We start from the raw sequence: 14,536 nt of genomic DNA on the forward strand, positions 1-14,536 counted from the left end.
GTCCGGCGGGCCTGAGCACCCTGGCCGGCTCCCGGGCCGCCCGCGGCCTGTCCTGGACGTGGTCGCGGAGGCTCAGCGTGCGGGCAGGGCGAGTCCCATCCTGGCCGCCGCGCCGTCCAGCAGTACGGCCAGCCCGTGACGGAACCGGTCGCGTTCTGACCGCCCGCCCAACAGCCGGGGGAACACCTTCCGTGGATCCTCGCCGCCGAACAGCGCTTCGGTGTACGGGAAATCCCCGCTGGCGTACTGGGACTCGGCGAACCGCATGGCCTCCTCGAACACCTCGTCGCCGTCGGAGGCCGCGTTCGCCGTGCGCACCTCGGCCGAGCGCAGCACGTTCCCGCTCACGTAGTCGTCGACCATGGACAGCAGCGCGAACTTGGCCGGGGCGTCCAGCCCCGTGCCGGCGAGGGCGGCGAGCGACTGTTCGAAGTGACGCATGGCGTTGGGGCCGGCGGGCGCGTTCTGCAGGGAGTTCAGGGCCCAGGGATGGCGCATCAGCACGTCCCAGGTGCGTACCGCGACCGCGGTGAGCGCGTCGTACCAGTGGGCCGGGAACTCGTCGGCGGGGATCAGCACCTCGCCCATGATCGCGTCGTCCATCAGCGCGACCAGCTCGTCCTTGGTGCGGACGTAGTGGTAGAGCGTCATGGTGCCGGCGCCCACCTCGCCGGCGATCCGCCGCATCGAGACGGCGGCGAACCCCTCGGCGTCGGCGATCGCCAGCGCGGTCGACGCGATCTGGTCGCGGGTGAATTTCGGCCGGCGGCTGCCGGGCTCCCGCCGGGTCCAGATCAGTGCAGAGTCCTCACCGCTTGCCATTCGTACACTGTACCGCTAGCGTTATTGGTACAGCGTACGAAATATGAGTACATGGTACGAACAAGTGGAGGGCGTCATGACGAACGTCGATGTGCTGATCGTCGGTGCCGGGCCGACCGGGCTGACCCTGGCCTGCGAACTCGCGGTGCGGGGCGTCCGATTCCGGATCATCGACCGGGCCGGCCGGTTCTTCGGCGGGTCACGCGCGGACGGCATCCAGCCGAGGACCATGGAGGTCTTCGCCGACCTTGGGATACTCGACCCGATCCTGGCCGCCGGGGATCTCGGCATGGTGATGCGCGCCTACCGGGGGGACGAGATCGTCTGGGAAGGGCGGATGGGCGACCCCGTCGAGCCGACGGCGTCCGTGCCGTACCCGAACATCTGGTTCGTGCCTCAGTTCCGCACCGAGGAGATCCTCCGCGAACGGCTCGCCGACCTCGGCGGGCGCGTGGAATCGTCGACCGAATTGACCGACTTCACCCAGGACGCGGACGGCGTGACGGCGGTCCTGGCCGCCGACGGGACTTCCGAGACCGTGCGCGCCCGATACCTCGTGGGTGCGGACGGCGGGCGCAGCACCGTGCGCAAGCGGCTGGGCATCGTGTTCCCTGGCGAGACCGACGAGAACACCACGATGCTCTTCGCCGACGCGAGGGTGGACGGGATCGGCCGCGACCACGGCCGGATCTGGCAGACCGGCGACGACATGGTCTCGCTGATGCCGCTGGCCGGCAGCGACCTGTTCGTCGTGGTGGCCAGGCCGCCGAAAGACGAGGACGAGTCGATCCGCGACTACCTGCGACGACAGGTCGCCGAGGCGTCCGGCCGGCCCGACATCCTGATCCGTGAGGTGACCTGGCACACCACCTGGCGGGCGAACACCCGGCTGGCCGAGCGCTTCCGGGACGGCCGGGTCCTCCTGGCCGGCGACGCCGGGCACGTGCACCCGCCGACCGGCGGACAGGGCATGAACACCGGCATCCAGGACGGCTACAACCTCGGCTGGAAACTCGCCGGCGCCCTGGCCGGCGCCCCGGCTCTCCTCCTGGACAGCTATGAACCCGAGCGGATCGCGGCGGCGCGCGCCGCCCTGGACATCAGCACGGCGCTGCTGGACAAGCACATGCGAGGCGACGACGACGCCCACGTGCGCGGCCCCGAGGTGCACGGGCTCACGCTGAACTACCGCGGCGGCCCCCTCTCATGCGACGAGCGCGCCACCTCAGGCCCGGTCGCGGCCGGCGACCGGGCGCCGGACGCACCCGCGACCACGCCCGGCGGCCGTCCGATCCGGCTGTTCGACCTGTACCGCGGCCCTCACTGGACGCTGCTCGCCTTCGGCTCGGCTCAGGCGCCCGCGGTCGCGACCCTCAACCACTGGTACGGCCCCGCCCTGCGCGCCCACACCGTGATCCGTCCCGGCGAACCCGCCGGCGAGCACGCCGTGCTGGACGCCGCCGGACACGTCCGGACCGGATACGGCGCGGCCGACGACACCGTGGTGCTGGTCCGCCCCGACGGCTACATCGGCCTGATCGCCGGCCACGGAACCGTCGAGCAGGTGGCCGAGTACTGGACGGCGCTGCACGGCACCACCGTGACCGGAACCACCACGATCGCGGGATGATGCCCGGCTCAGCCGCAAGACTCGGCGACCAGATCTCCAGAGCGGAGAGGTCCGCCTCCATCGGACGGTCCTCTGCGACTCGCTCTCGCCGCGTCGGCTACTGGAGCCCGGCGCGGACGGACGTGATGCGCTGGGTGTTGAAGCCGAGCCAGTGCATCCGGCCCACGTAGCGCGCGTGCTCGATCTTCAGGCAGCGGTCCATGATCACCGTCGCGCCGCCGTCCTCCGCGATCCGCGCGCCCTCCTCGTTGATAACACCGAACTGGCACCAGAGGGCGCCGGCGTGGATCGCCACGGCATCCCGCGCGATCTGCGGCAGCGCGTCCGGCGCGCGGAAGACGTCCACGATGTCCACCGGCACGGGCACGTCCAGCAGGCTCGGGTAGCACGTCTCCCCGAGGATCTGCGTCTCGCGGGGATTCACGGGGATCACGCGGTAGCCGTGCCGCTTGAGGTAGTAGCCGACGAAGTGGCTGGCTCGCAACTCGTTGTTCGACAGGCCCACGATCGCGATGGTCTTCGCGGAGTGGAGCACGCGTTGAATGGTCAACGGGTCCTGGTAGTGCCCGAGATCGGTCATGGCCTCGCTACCTCTTTCCCGCTGTCTTGGCGACGTGCGCGAAGCTCTGTTCCAGGTCCCAGATCAGATCCTCGACGGACTCGGTGCCGACCGACAGCCGCACCGTCCCCGGCGCGATCCCGGCGGCCCGGAGTTCGTCGTCGCCCAACTGACGGTGCGTCGTGCTGGCAGGGTGGATGATCAGGCTCTTCGCGTCGCCGACGTTCGCCAGGTGGGACCAGAGCGCCACGCCGCGGATGAGGTCCTGCCCACCGGCTCGGCCACCGGCGCAGTCGAACGAGAACACCGCGCCGGCACCACGCGGGAGGTACTTCTCCACCAGCGGCCGGTACCTGCTCGACGGCAGGCCGGGGTAGGTGACGTTGTCCGCCAGCTCGTGCGACTCGAGGAACGCCGCGACCGCCCGCGCGTTCTCCACATGGCGTTCCATTCGCAGCGACAACGTCTCGAGCCCTTGCAGGAACAAGAACGCGTTGAGCGGCGCGAGCGCCGCGCCGAGATCGCGCAGGGTCTCGGCGCGCAGCTTCATCAGGTAGCCGTAGGCCCCGAACGTCTCGTGGAACTGGAGGCCGTGGTAGGCCGGCGACGGATCCGCGATCACGGGGAACCGTCCGTTGGACCAGTCGAAGGTGCCGGCCTCGACGACGACGCCACCGATGCTCGTGCCGTGACCGCCGATGAACTTGGTCGCCGAATGGATCACGATGTCGGCGCCCCATTCGATCGGGCGGCACAGATACGGAGTCGCGAACGTGTTGTCCACGACCAGCGGCAGATCGTGCTCGTGCGCGATGGACGCCACGGTCTCGATGTCCAGCACGTTCCCGGCCGGGTTGCCGATCGTCTCGCCGAAGAAGGCCTTCGTGTTCGGGCGGACCGCCTGCCGCCATGCGTCCGGGTCATCGGGGTCGACCCACGTCACCTCGACGCTCATCTTGCGCAGCAGGTGCTTGAACTGGTTCACCGTCCCGCCGTAGAGCGCCGAGGACGAGACGACGTGGTCGCCTGGCTCCAGCAGCGTGAAGAGCGCGGCTGCCTGCGCGGCGATCCCGCTGGCGAACGCCACCGCGCCGGAGCCGCCCTCCAGGTTCGCCACTCGCTCCTCGAACACCGCGACGGTCGGGTTCATGATGCGCGAGTACGTGTTCCCGTACTCCTGGAGGTTGAAGTACGCCGCCGCCGACTCCGGGTCCTCGAACACGTAGCTGGTCGTCTGGAAGATCGGCACCGCGCGTGCGCCCGTGTTCGGGTCGGGCCGTTGACCGGCGTGTAGTTGTCGTGTCTCGAATCCGAACGCGCGAGCTTCCTCCGCGCGGGGGAACTTGTCGGTCACCAATGCCTCTTCCTCGACGTCATCCGTCGGCCAGGAACCGGCGGATGATGGGCGTCTGACGTGCTTCCTCGATGAGAAAACAGTCGTGGCCGTACGGCGCATCGATCACCTGGAGCTCGACCGGCTTGCCGAGAGCGCCAAGCGCCTCCTCGATCTCCTCCGACGCCGACGGCGGGTACAGCCAGTCGGAGCTGAACGCGATCAGCAGCGTCCGCGCCGAGACGTGCTCGAGCGCCCGCTCGAGCGATCCACCGCCGTGCTGCCGCGCGAGATCGAAATAGGTCAGCGCACGTGACGTGTAGAGATAGGTGTTGGCGTCGAAGCGCTTGACGAACGAGTCGGCCTGGTGGCGCAGGTAGCTTTCGACCTCGAACTCGGGTTCGGTGATCGTGTGGCGGATGTCGTCGGCGAACTGCAGTCGCCGGCCGAACTTGTCGTTCAGCGCCGGTGCGGACAGGTACGTGACGTGGCCGACCATCCGCGCCACACCCATGCCGGCGTGGGGCGCACGGCCCGTGCCGTAGTAGTGGCCGCCTTGCCAGGCGGGGTCGCGCATGATCGCGTCACGCGCGATCGCGTTCCAGGCCACGCCCTGCGGGTGCAGGGCGTGCGTGCTGGCGATCACCACGATGGCATCGACCTGATCAGGGAACAGGATCGCCCACTCCAACGCCTGCATCCCGCCGAGCGAGCCGCCGGCCACCGCCGCGAGTCGCTCGATGCCGAGGGCGTCCAGGAACGCCCGCTCGGTGCGCACCATGTCCGCGACGGTGATGACGGGGAAGTCGGACCCGTACGGCTCTCCCGTCGCCGGGTTGATCGACGACGGCCCCGTCGTCCCGCGGCAGCCGCCGAGCAGGTTCGTGGAGATGACGAAGAATCGGTCGGTGTCGAACGCCTTGCCGGGGCCGATCATCCCGTCCCACCAGCCGAGTCCCTTGCCGGCCGTGCCGTCGCGGTCCGCGGCCGCGAACCCGTCGCGGGTGCTGCCCTGGGGCGGCGTCTTCGACAGGCCGGCCGCGTGGGCGTCGCCGCTGAGCGCATGACACACCAGGATGACGTTGTCGCGCTCGGGGGAGAGGGTGCCGTAGGTCTCGTACGCCACGCGGATCGGGTGCAGCGTCTGCCCGCAGTCCAACTCCACCGGTTCCGGCAGGTCGAGGTACTGGGTTTCGACGATGCCGACCGAGTCGGCGGGGAGCGTCGGGGCTGACACCATGGGCGGAATCATATCTCTAGTCATATTCCGCCCGGCCACGGTATTGTCAAGCATCCCGATGGGAAATGCAGGGAAGAGCGGAAGGGCACACGCGACATGACCACGATCGACAACGGAGTCAACGTCCAAGCTCTGCTCGACGCACGCGAGGTGCTGAAGGGCGCACCCGAGGCGGCTCAGTTCACCTGGCGGGCATCCTCCAAATGGCAGAACGGCGTCCACAGCACGACGACGATCCAGAACTTCTTCGGCCTCGGGCAGGAGCAGAGCCACAAGAGTGAAACGGTGTTCACCGCCGACCACCCCGAGGTCTTCGCGGCGGAGGACAACGGCATCACGCCGATCGAGTACCTCCTCGTCGGCCTGGCGGGCTGCCTGACGGCAGGCGTGGCGTCCGTCGCGCAAAATCGCGGCATCCAGTTGCGGTCGGTCGAGTCGACGGTCGAAGGCAACCACGACATTCGCGGGATCCTCGGTGCCGACAGCGACGTGCGCAACGGCTTCAACGACATCAAGGTGACGTTCACGATCGACGCGGACGCCTCGAAGGAGGACATCGAAGCGCTGGTCGCCCAGTCCCAGAAGCGCTCCGCCGTGTTCGACGCCCTCACGAACCCCACGAACGTCACCGTCGAAGTCGCCTAGGAGGCCGGGCCATCGAACGCACCACCGCGGTCGTCATCGGCGCGGGACACGCGGGCCTCGCCGCGAGCCACTTCCTCCGTGACCGGTCGATCGACCACGTCGTGCTCGAGCGCGGCGAGGTGGCGAACTCCTGGCGACGCGAACGCTGGGACTCCCTGCGGCTGCTCACTCCCAATTGGCAGAGCCGCCTGCCGGGCCATCGCTACGAGGGCCCGGACCCCGACGGCTACATGACGATGGGCGAAGTGATCGAGTTCATCGAGCGCTTCGCCGCCGTCTCGCGCGCTCCCGTCCGGACCGGCACGGACGTCACATCGGTGCGACGAACCGACGACGGATACCACGTGACGACGAGCCGCGGCGAAATCGGCTGCCGGGCGGTGGTCATCGCGAGCGGCGCCTGCAACCGGCCGACGGTGCCCCAGTTCACCGATGCGGTGCCAGCCTCCGTCCTGCAACTGACGCCGTTCGACTACCGCGGCCCCACCCACCTCCCCGATGGAGGCGTGCTCGTCGTGGGAGCGTCGGCGACCGGCGTGCAGTTGGCGGCGGAGCTGAAGCGGTCGGGGCGGCCGGTGATCCTCTCGGTGGGGGAGCACGTGCGGTTACCGCGCCTGTACCGCGGACGCGATGTGCTGTGGTGGATGGACGCGTCGGGCGTATGGGACCAGCGCCACGACGAGGTCGACGATCTGACGCGGGCCCGGCGGTTACCCTCGCCCCAGCTGGTCGGGACCCCCGAGCGCGGAACGCTCGATCTCAACGTGCTCGCCGCGACGGGTGTCGAACTCGTGGGCCGCTGGGCGGCCGTGCGTGACGGACGTGCGCTGTTCTCCGGCGGCCTGCGTAACGTGTTCTCGCTGGCGGACCTCAAGATGCGGCGCCTGCTGGACTCGTTCGACGAGTGGGCCCGGGCTCACGGGCGCGAGGCCGAGGTCGATCCTCCCGAGCGCTTCGCGCCGACACATGTGCCCGAGTCGGCGCGTTGGCAGCTCGACCTGCGAAGCGGCGAGATCCGCACGATCGTGTGGGCCACGGGGTTTCGGCCCGACTACGGGTGGCTCGACGTGCCGGTGGTCGACGCGAAGGGCCGGCTGCGCCACGAGGGCGGTGTGGTCGACAGCCCGGGACTGTACGCGCTGGGGTTGCCCGTGCTGCGGCGGCGCAAGTCCACTTTCATCCACGGCATCGAGGACGACGCGCGTGAGGTGATCGATCACCTCACGCGGTGCCTGGCCGTCCGCCGTTGATCCCTGGCACGTCCTGAGCTCAGAACAGACCGTTGGTGGGGGGCTCGGTCCCGTTGAGCCGGAAGGCGCCGACCACGGCGGCCTTCCAGTAGCGGGGGTTGTGATTGGCGACGGTGCGGGCGTTACGCCAATGCCTGTCCAGATTGTCGGTCCGCCCGGGCGCTGGCCACCGAGCCGGAGGTCATCGTCTGCGACGAGCCGGTGTCCGCGCTGGACGTCTCGCTGCAGGCGCAGATCCTCGACCTGCTCGCCGACCTGCAGGCCCGGCTGCGCGTGGCATACCTGTTCATCTCCCACGACCTCGGCGTCGTCTACCACGCGAGCGACCGGGTGCTGGTGATGCGGGACGGGCGGGTGCTGGAGTCCGGTGACGTGCGTACCGTGTTCGCCGATCCCCAGCACGACTACACCCGCGAACTGCTCGCCGCGATCCCGCGCCTGACCACCCACGCGGCGCCGCCGCCCACCCCCATGGGAGTGAGCTGACGGCCACGCTCGTCGTGCGTGGCGGTCACGACGGAGCGTCGTGTTCGGATGCGACGACCACGACGCCGGGCCCGGCAGGCTCTATGAGCGAGTCGCCTCGTAGTCGGGCAGTGCGGCCGGGGTGGTCCGGGTCGCCGGGCGCATGGTCAGGACCAGTACGGCCAGCCCGGCGAAGATGACCGCGGCGATGACGCCGATGACGTGCAGGCCGGCGGTGAACGCCTCTCGCGCGGTGTGCAGCAGTTCCGCGCCCTGGCCGGCGGGAAGGTGCCGGCTGGCGGCGACCGCGCCGGCCAGCGAGTCGGACGTGCCGTTCATCCGGCTGCGGTAGACCACCGCGGCCACCACACCGAGCAGCGCGAAGCCGAGCGAACCGCCGAAATAGTTGCCGGTCTCCGACATCGACGCCGCCGAGCCGGCGCGCTCCGGCGGAACGGACCCGACGACCAGCCCGGTGCCCAGCGCGAACAGCGGGCCGGTGCCCAGCGCCAGCACGGCGATGCCGATCATCACCAGCGGCAGGGCGCTCGCACCGTCGGCGCCGACCAGCAGCAGGCTGCCCAGCGCCGATCCCGCCAGCCCGCCGGCGATCGCGGTCGTCTGCTTCATCCGCCGGGCCAGCGCCGGAGCGGCCATGGTGCCGACCGCCACGCCCAAGCCCATCGGTGCGAACAGCAGCGCCGACGCGACCGGCGAGAAGCCCAGCACGCTCTGCAGATACTGGGTCACCAGCAGGCCCGTACCGGCCATGGCGATGCCGGCGAAAGTCAGCGCGACGAGGATGGCCGTGAACGGGCGGTCGCGCAGCAGCCGCAGGTCCAGCAGCGGCCTCTCCAGTCGCAGCTGACGGCGTACGAAGAGGAATCCGAGGGCCGCGCCGACGACGAGTGCCGCCGTCGGCACGGCCGACACGCCCTCGACGATCAGCTGCTTGATGCCGTAGAGCATCAACAGCACCGCCGCGAGCGACAGCCCCACGCTGGCCGGGTCCAGCCGGCCGGCCTGGTCGCTGCGGAACTCCGGGAGCAGGAACGGCCCGGCGAGCAGCAGCAACGCCATCGCCGGCACGGCGACCAGGAACACCGATCCCCACCAGAAGTGCTGGAGCAGGAATCCGGCGAGCACGGGTCCGATCGCGCCGCCGGTGAACTGGCAGGTCGCCCAGATCGCGATGGCCTGCCCGCGCTGCCGTTCGTCGCGGAACATGTTGGTGATCAAGGCGAGTGTGGACGGCGCGAGGGTCGCGCCGGCGACGCCCAGCAGCGCACGCGCGACGATCAGCATCAGCGGGCTGACCGCGAAGGCGGCCACGACCGACAGGACCGCGAACGCCGCTCCGCCGATCATCAGCAGCCGTCGGCGGCCGATCCGGTCGCCGAGCGTGCCCATCGTGATGACCATGCCGCCCACCATGAGTCCGTAGCCGTCGCTGATCCACAACTGCTGGACGTTGGTGGCCCCCAGGTCGGCGCTCAACTGTGGGAGCGCGAGGAGCAACGCCGTGGCGTCGATCGCGACGAGCAACGTCGGCAGCGTCAGGACGACCAGTCCCAGCCATGCCCGGTTGATACGCATATCCGATCTTCCTGTTCTCTCGACGATTCGCCGGTTGGTCGGAGCGGCCGAGAGCTTCTTGACATCGGTACGGAGGAAATCTCTCGCGTCTGCCATGGTGGGACGTGACCAGATGACGACTTCGTGGTCCGGGCGATGCGATGACGAAGAAGTCGTGCGGATTTCCTGGCGGGGGATGTCAAGACGGCGGCGGCGGCTCCGACCAACTGGTCGAAGGGCCCGACCGGGGCTCGCGAACCACGAGGAGTACGAGATGAAGTTCCTGATCAACCTGCACATCAACCCGGCCGTGCTGGACGCGCTGACCGACGAGGAGAAGGCGGCGATCGGCGATGGCCACGGCGCGTTCATCGAGGCGCTGAAGAAGTCCGGCGAGCTGATCAGCACGCAGGCGCTGGCCGACCCGTCACAGGCCGCCGTGGTGTCCGTGCGCAACGGCCAGCCGGTGGTGACCGACGGGCCTTTCCTGGAGTCCAAGGAGTATCTGGGCGGCTTCTACCTGATCGACTGCGAGAACAAGGAACGGGCGATCGAGCTGGCATCGCAGATCCCGGACGCCGCGATCGAGGGGCTGGCGGTCGAGGTGCGGCAGGTCATGTTCGCTGACGGACAATTGGAGGCATGACCACATCAGCCATCGAGGACCTGCTGCGTGAGCTCACGCCGCAGGTCCTCGGCGTGTTGGTACGCCGGCACGGCCAGTTCGAAGGGTGTGAGGACGCCGTGCAGGAGGCCGTCCTCGCCGCCACCGTGCAGTGGCCGGCCGAGGGAGTGCCGAGCAGCCCGCGCGGCTGGCTGGTGACTGTCGCGTCCCGGCGGCTCATCGACCAGATGCGCAGCGACCACGCGCGCCGCGAGCGGGAGTCGGCGACGGCCGCCGAGGTGGTCCCCGAGGACGTGCCGGACACCGACGACACTCTCGTCCTGCTGTTCCTGTGCTGCCATCCGACGCTGACCGCGGCCTCCCAGACCGCCCTGACATTGCGGGCGGTCGGCGGCCTGAACACCGCTGAGATCGCCCGCGCGTTCCTGGTGCCGGAGGCCACGATGGCGGCCAGGATCAGCCGGGCCAAGCAGCGCATCAAGGCCGCCGGCAGTTCGTTCACCCTTCCGGGCGATGCGGAGCGCGAGGAGCGGCTCCAGGTCGTCCTGCACGTGCTCTACCTGATCTTCAACGAGGGGTACACCGCCTCCTCGGGCAGCGAGTTGCACCGCGTGGACCTCGCGCACGAGGCGATCCGGCTGGCCAGGATGGTGCACGCGCAACTGCCCGAGGACGGCGAGGTGACCGGGTTGCTCGCGCTGATGCTGCTGACCGACGCCCGCCGGGAGGCTCGGACGACGGCGGCCGGCGATCTGGTGCCGCTGGACGAGCAGGACCGCACGAAATGGGACCGCGAACTGATCGACGAGGGCATCGAGCTGGTCAAGGCCTCGCTGGCCGGTCCGGCGCTGGGGCCCTACCAGCTGCAGGCCGCCATAGCCGCCACGCACGCCGACGCGGCCACGGCGGAGGCGACCGACTGGCCGCAGGTGCACGCCCTCTACCTGATCCTGGAACGGATCGCGCCCAACCCGATGGTCACCCTCAACCGGGCGATCGCGCTCGCCGAGATCGAGGGGCCGCGGACCGGGCTGGACCTGCTGTCCACGTTGGACGGTGACGAGAGGATGGCCGGGCATCACCGGCTGCTGTCCGTACGGGCGCATCTGCTGGAGAAGACCGGCGACACGGCCGGGGCGTACGAGCACTACCGGCGCGCCGCGAAGGCCACCGCCAGCATCGCCGAGCAACGCTACCTGGAGTCCAGGGCCGGCCGGGTGAGAACATAGACGCCGCCCTCGTCACCAGGGTCTGTTTCCATGATCCGCTCGTGGGCCGTCGGAGATCTGACGGTCGCGTCAGGTGATCTCGATGACGACTTTGCCGGAGGTGCCTCCGGCGGCCAGCGCGCGCTCGTAAGCATCGGCGACGGGCCGCTCTCGCTCGAAGTACACGTGCTCGGGACGGCCGGCGCCGTACGGGCCGTGGAGGTAGTGGACTTCCTCGGCGACCGGGCGGCTCCTGCCCCGTGCGAGGCTGATAATTTCCCGGCATGGACGCGATCATCCGGCACGGACGGGTTGAGGATGTCGAGGCCCTGCTCGCCTTCTGGCGCGTGGCCGCCGAAGGGACCGACCGCCACGACGATTCCGCCAAGGTGGAAGCGCTCATCGAGCATGATCCCGAGGCCGTCCTCATCGCCGAGGTCGACGGGGAGATGGCCGGCACGCTGATCGCCGGCTGGGACGGTTGGCGGGCCCACCTCTACCGACTGGCCGTGGACCCCGCCCGTCGGAGGCAGGGGATCGGGACCGCGCTGCTCCGGGCAGCCGAGGAGCGCTTCGCCGCCTTCGGCGCGTTCCGGGCCGACGCGATGGTGCTGCTGGACAACGAACTGGCCCATCATGTCTGGGGAGCCGCCGGCTACGTGTCTCAGCCTGAGTGGTCTCGTTGGGTCAAGCCTCTGATGTGAGATCGCGCGGTGGCCGCCATGGTCTGTGGCCACGCCGTGTCTCCGGCCGTCGTCATGACGGTCGGAGACACGGCGGCCGGAGACACGGCGGCCGGAGACACCGCGGTGACCGGTCGAGCCCGGGTCACACCGTCGCCCGGCAGCGGCTACGGGCGGCCCACCGGCGGCTTGGTGTAGTCGCATACGCCGGTCGGGAAGATCTGCTTCAGCGTGGCCCTCTGCGCCGAGCTGGGTCGCCACGAACCGTAGTCGCCCCTGGCCACCGCCTTGTCGACCGGCTGGAGCCGGCACTTGTACATGTCCTCGTCGAACGGCCCGCCGGCGACGATGCGCGACGTGGAGTGGATCGGGAACTGCTCGGTGCAGGCCCCGTCCGCCCTGTGGTCGAGGACGCCGTCCCAGACGTGCGAGCCGGAGGCGATGAGCCGCCCGTCGGTGGCGAAGCACCGGTCGGTGGCCTCCGAGGGCTTGTTCTGGCCCACGGTGCGCTCCGGGTGCTTCCGGATGTTCGCCATCCACGTGTCGACGGCCTTGAACGCCTCGGGGAGCTGGGTCGACTGGGCGCCGCCCGGCCGCGCGTCCGTGAACCAGATGGCCTGGTTGTCCGCGTTCCCCTGCGCCTCGATGATGCGTTCCCTGCTGGCGAACGACTGACGGCTGTTGTGCATGTTCAGCTCGTCCTCGAGGTAGTGCCGCCAGTCGATGATCGGGATGTCGATCCTGCCGCGGAACACCATGCCGGACCGGTAGGCCGCCTCGATCGCGCCGACGTCGCCCTCGGTGCGCGGCGCAGGAGTCGCGCCGCCGTCCGGGCTCAGGGTCATGTTGCGCGAGCTCCACGGGTCGAACGTGCCGCCGGGCACGAACGGCGCGCCCTCCTGCACCATGTCCTCCGGGTCCTTCCACCCGCCGACGGTGGCGTTGAGGTGCAGGAACTCCTCGGGGGTGAGGGTCCCGTCGTTGAGTGCCCGGAGGCCGTACTGGACGCCGACGTTGTCGAAGGTCCTGCGCGCGAAGCCGTCCGGCTTCACCCCGTAGATGTTGCGCAGATCATCGAAATGGGTCCATTTCACCGTGTCCATGACGCCCTTCGGCTCCATCAGACCCTGGTTGGAGCCGGCAGACCCGTAGTGCGGGTTGAGCGTCAGCGGACTGAGCCCGCGCCAGCCGTTGACGCACTCGCTGGAGCCGGGCTTGCCCGTGTACGGGTTGCGGACCGTGCTGCTCGAGTTCATCCCTTCGAGCAGCTTGCGGTTGTCCCAGTTATGCCACTTGGGGTTGCCCGCGTCGGTGACGTCCATGAAGTACTCGAGCAACTCGCAGTCGCCGACGTGGATGCCCTGCGTGACCATGTCCGGATAGGCGTACACGGGGATGGCGGCGTCGATGAGACCGGGATGGTTCTGCCCGTACACGTACTGCTGAAGGCCGCCGCCGGAGGCGCCGACGCCGACGGTGTACAGCGGCTCGCCGTGCTCCTCGATGAACCGCTCCTTCACCATGAGGGCGGTCTCGCCGCCGACCTGAAGGTTGTAGTGGTTCCCGGTGTCGTTGCCGGTGGAGTAGGCGACCGCGTAGCCGGCGGCCAACCCCTCTTCGGCCTCGAACATGTCGTCGATCGTGGTGCCGAGCTCGCCCTGGGTGTGCCCGATCCCGACGCCGCCCGAGCTGAAGCTGTAGATCAGGCGCCTGTTCCAGGCCGAGTCGGCTGCGTGGTTCGCATCCACCTTCAGGGGGCTCAGCATCGCGATGCTGTAGATGAACCGGTTGATGGTGCCGCGCTCCCAGCGGACGACGAAGTCGACGACGCGACCGTCCGACGTCGTGGTGGTGGCGAGGTCGGCGGGCCGGCTGCCGTCGGCCGGCAGCGGCTTCCACCCACCGCTCGTGGTCCGGGAGACGAAGTCGACGCGCGGCTTGACGCTGCAGTCGCGGCTCCACCCGGCGATCTGATCGGTCTTCTGCCCATTCGCGTCGAGCGCGAAGACCGGCAGGCCCACGTGATCATGGTTGTCGACCAACGGCTGCCCGAGGCCTGACTGCTCGGTCTTGCAGACGAACGGCTCCTGCTGGGGGCCGGAGAAGATCGGCCCGGTGATGCTGTGGTTGTTCAGCGTGAGCCGTGCGTCACGGTGGCGGTCACCGGCCGCCTCCGCCGTGAGGACGTTGACGCCGGTCCGCATCCCGTCGACGAGACCGACGAGCGTCCGCCGCTGATCACCCGCGGAGAAGTCGCGCGTGACCTCCGCGCCGTTCAGGCGGATCTTGACCCGCTGGGGGGAGACGTCGTCCGGGACCTGCACCTGCACCCGGGCGTCTCCGCCCGACACCTGGTCGGGACGGCTGGACAGCACCGTGATCTGCAGGTCGTGCTTGCCGCCGTTCCCGTTGTCGTTCTTGTTGTCGTGCGACGGGCCGTGGGACGGACCGCCGGTCGCGGACGCGACCGCGGGGCCGGCCGCGGTGAAGAGGGAGGCCAT

13 protein-coding genes are annotated in these 14,536 nt (G+C 69.6%); 7 read left to right on the plus strand and 6 right to left on the minus strand.

Annotation, left to right across the window (positions count from 1 at the left end; genetic code table 11):
* Nucleotides 1-72: 72 nt before the first annotated feature.
* On the minus strand, nucleotides 73-822 hold the full coding sequence (locus Psi02_RS18615) for a TetR/AcrR family transcriptional regulator (protein WP_203975751.1): 750 nt from the start codon (nucleotides 820-822) through the stop codon (nucleotides 73-75).
* Nucleotides 823-898: 76 nt separating this feature from the next.
* Between Psi02_RS18615 and Psi02_RS18620 the strand changes: the two genes are divergently transcribed.
* Nucleotides 899-2,452 (plus strand): FAD-dependent monooxygenase, encoded by a 1,554-nt coding sequence (locus Psi02_RS18620; protein WP_203975753.1) that lies wholly within the window; start codon nucleotides 899-901, stop codon nucleotides 2,450-2,452.
* A gap of 97 nt (nucleotides 2,453-2,549) precedes the next feature.
* On the opposite strand, the gene Psi02_RS18625 is transcribed toward Psi02_RS18620, so the two are convergent.
* Genes Psi02_RS18625 through metX form a run of 3 tightly spaced genes read right to left on the minus strand, consistent with a single transcriptional unit; the run spans nucleotide 2,550 to nucleotide 5,584 of the window.
* A complete protein-coding gene (locus Psi02_RS18625; protein ID WP_203975755.1) occupies nucleotides 2,550-3,032 on the minus strand; it encodes a CoA-binding protein in 483 nt (160 codons plus the stop codon).
* A 7-nt stretch (nucleotides 3,033-3,039) separates the two neighbouring features.
* Entirely contained in the window at nucleotides 3,040-4,365 is a 1,326-nt protein-coding gene (locus Psi02_RS18630; protein WP_203975757.1) for an O-acetylhomoserine aminocarboxypropyltransferase/cysteine synthase family protein, read from the minus strand.
* A gap of 19 nt (nucleotides 4,366-4,384) precedes the next feature.
* Nucleotides 4,385-5,584, minus strand: a complete 1,200-nt coding sequence (gene metX, locus Psi02_RS18635) for a homoserine O-acetyltransferase MetX (protein ID WP_239094977.1) — start codon at nucleotides 5,582-5,584, stop codon at nucleotides 4,385-4,387.
* A 96-nt stretch (nucleotides 5,585-5,680) separates the two neighbouring features.
* On the opposite strand from metX, the gene Psi02_RS18640 reads away from it, so the two are divergent.
* The 3 genes from Psi02_RS18640 to Psi02_RS18650 all read left to right on the plus strand — a co-directional run bounded on the left by Psi02_RS18640 (nucleotide 5,681) and on the right by Psi02_RS18650 (nucleotide 7,965).
* On the plus strand, nucleotides 5,681-6,229 hold the full coding sequence (locus Psi02_RS18640; protein WP_203975759.1) for an OsmC family protein: 549 nt from the start codon (nucleotides 5,681-5,683) through the stop codon (nucleotides 6,227-6,229).
* 35 nt (nucleotides 6,230-6,264) lie between these two features.
* On the plus strand, nucleotides 6,265-7,479 hold the full coding sequence (locus Psi02_RS18645) for an NAD(P)-binding domain-containing protein (protein WP_203976012.1): 1,215 nt from the start codon (nucleotides 6,265-6,267) through the stop codon (nucleotides 7,477-7,479).
* A gap of 201 nt (nucleotides 7,480-7,680) precedes the next feature.
* Nucleotides 7,681-7,965 (plus strand): ABC transporter ATP-binding protein, encoded by a 285-nt coding sequence (locus Psi02_RS18650; protein WP_203975760.1) that lies wholly within the window; start codon nucleotides 7,681-7,683, stop codon nucleotides 7,963-7,965.
* 81 nt (nucleotides 7,966-8,046) lie between these two features.
* Here the strand turns inward: Psi02_RS18650 and Psi02_RS18655 are convergent, their stop codons facing one another.
* On the minus strand, nucleotides 8,047-9,540 hold the full coding sequence (locus Psi02_RS18655; RefSeq protein ID WP_203975761.1) for an MFS transporter: 1,494 nt from the start codon (nucleotides 9,538-9,540) through the stop codon (nucleotides 8,047-8,049).
* A gap of 253 nt (nucleotides 9,541-9,793) precedes the next feature.
* Here Psi02_RS18655 and Psi02_RS18660 point away from each other — a divergent pair, with 253 nt between their 5' ends.
* The 3 genes from Psi02_RS18660 (at nucleotide 9,794) to Psi02_RS18670 (ending at nucleotide 12,056) form a co-directional block, all read left to right on the plus strand.
* Entirely contained in the window at nucleotides 9,794-10,165 is a 372-nt protein-coding gene (locus Psi02_RS18660) for a YciI family protein (protein ID WP_203975762.1), read from the plus strand.
* The gene (locus Psi02_RS18665; protein WP_203975763.1) at nucleotides 10,162-11,373 is read left to right on the plus strand and encodes an RNA polymerase sigma factor; all 1,212 of its coding nucleotides are present in this window, start codon (nucleotides 10,162-10,164) and stop codon (nucleotides 11,371-11,373) included. The genes Psi02_RS18660 and Psi02_RS18665 overlap by 4 nt, the downstream gene beginning before the upstream one ends.
* Before the next feature lie 263 nt (nucleotides 11,374-11,636).
* A complete protein-coding gene (locus tag Psi02_RS18670; protein WP_203975764.1) occupies nucleotides 11,637-12,056 on the plus strand; it encodes a GNAT family N-acetyltransferase in 420 nt (139 codons plus the stop codon).
* Between the two features lie 146 nt (nucleotides 12,057-12,202).
* On the opposite strand, the gene Psi02_RS18675 is transcribed toward Psi02_RS18670, so the two are convergent.
* The gene (locus tag Psi02_RS18675; RefSeq protein WP_203975765.1) at nucleotides 12,203-14,536 is read right to left on the minus strand and encodes a DUF6351 family protein; all 2,334 of its coding nucleotides are present in this window, start codon (nucleotides 14,534-14,536) and stop codon (nucleotides 12,203-12,205) included.

Origin of the sequence: Planotetraspora silvatica, from assembly GCF_016863315.1 — a bacterium.
GTDB classification, from domain to species: domain Bacteria; phylum Actinomycetota; class Actinomycetes; order Streptosporangiales; family Streptosporangiaceae; genus Planotetraspora; species Planotetraspora silvatica.

Bases quoted from the DNA above. Each gene is read 5' to 3' on its own strand.
- Psi02_RS18615 (WP_203975751.1), bottom strand. From the start codon at position 822: ATGGCAAGCGGTGAGGACTCTGCACTGATCTGGACCCGGCGGGAGCCC.
- Psi02_RS18620 (WP_203975753.1), top strand. From the start codon at position 899: ATGACGAACGTCGATGTGCTGATCGTCGGTGCCGGGCCGACCGGGCTG.
- Psi02_RS18625 (WP_203975755.1), bottom strand. From the start codon at position 3,032: ATGACCGATCTCGGGCACTACCAGGACCCGTTGACCATTCAACGCGTG.
- metX (WP_239094977.1), bottom strand. From the start codon at position 5,584: ATGGTGTCAGCCCCGACGCTCCCCGCCGACTCGGTCGGCATCGTCGAA.
- Psi02_RS18640 (WP_203975759.1), top strand. From the start codon at position 5,681: ATGACCACGATCGACAACGGAGTCAACGTCCAAGCTCTGCTCGACGCA.
- Psi02_RS18655 (WP_203975761.1), bottom strand. From the start codon at position 9,540: ATGCGTATCAACCGGGCATGGCTGGGACTGGTCGTCCTGACGCTGCCG.
- Psi02_RS18660 (WP_203975762.1), top strand. From the start codon at position 9,794: ATGAAGTTCCTGATCAACCTGCACATCAACCCGGCCGTGCTGGACGCG.
- Psi02_RS18665 (WP_203975763.1), top strand. From the start codon at position 10,162: ATGACCACATCAGCCATCGAGGACCTGCTGCGTGAGCTCACGCCGCAG.
- Psi02_RS18670 (WP_203975764.1), top strand. From the start codon at position 11,637: ATGGACGCGATCATCCGGCACGGACGGGTTGAGGATGTCGAGGCCCTG.
- Psi02_RS18675 (WP_203975765.1), bottom strand. From the start codon at position 14,536: ATGGCCTCCCTCTTCACCGCGGCCGGCCCCGCGGTCGCGTCCGCGACC.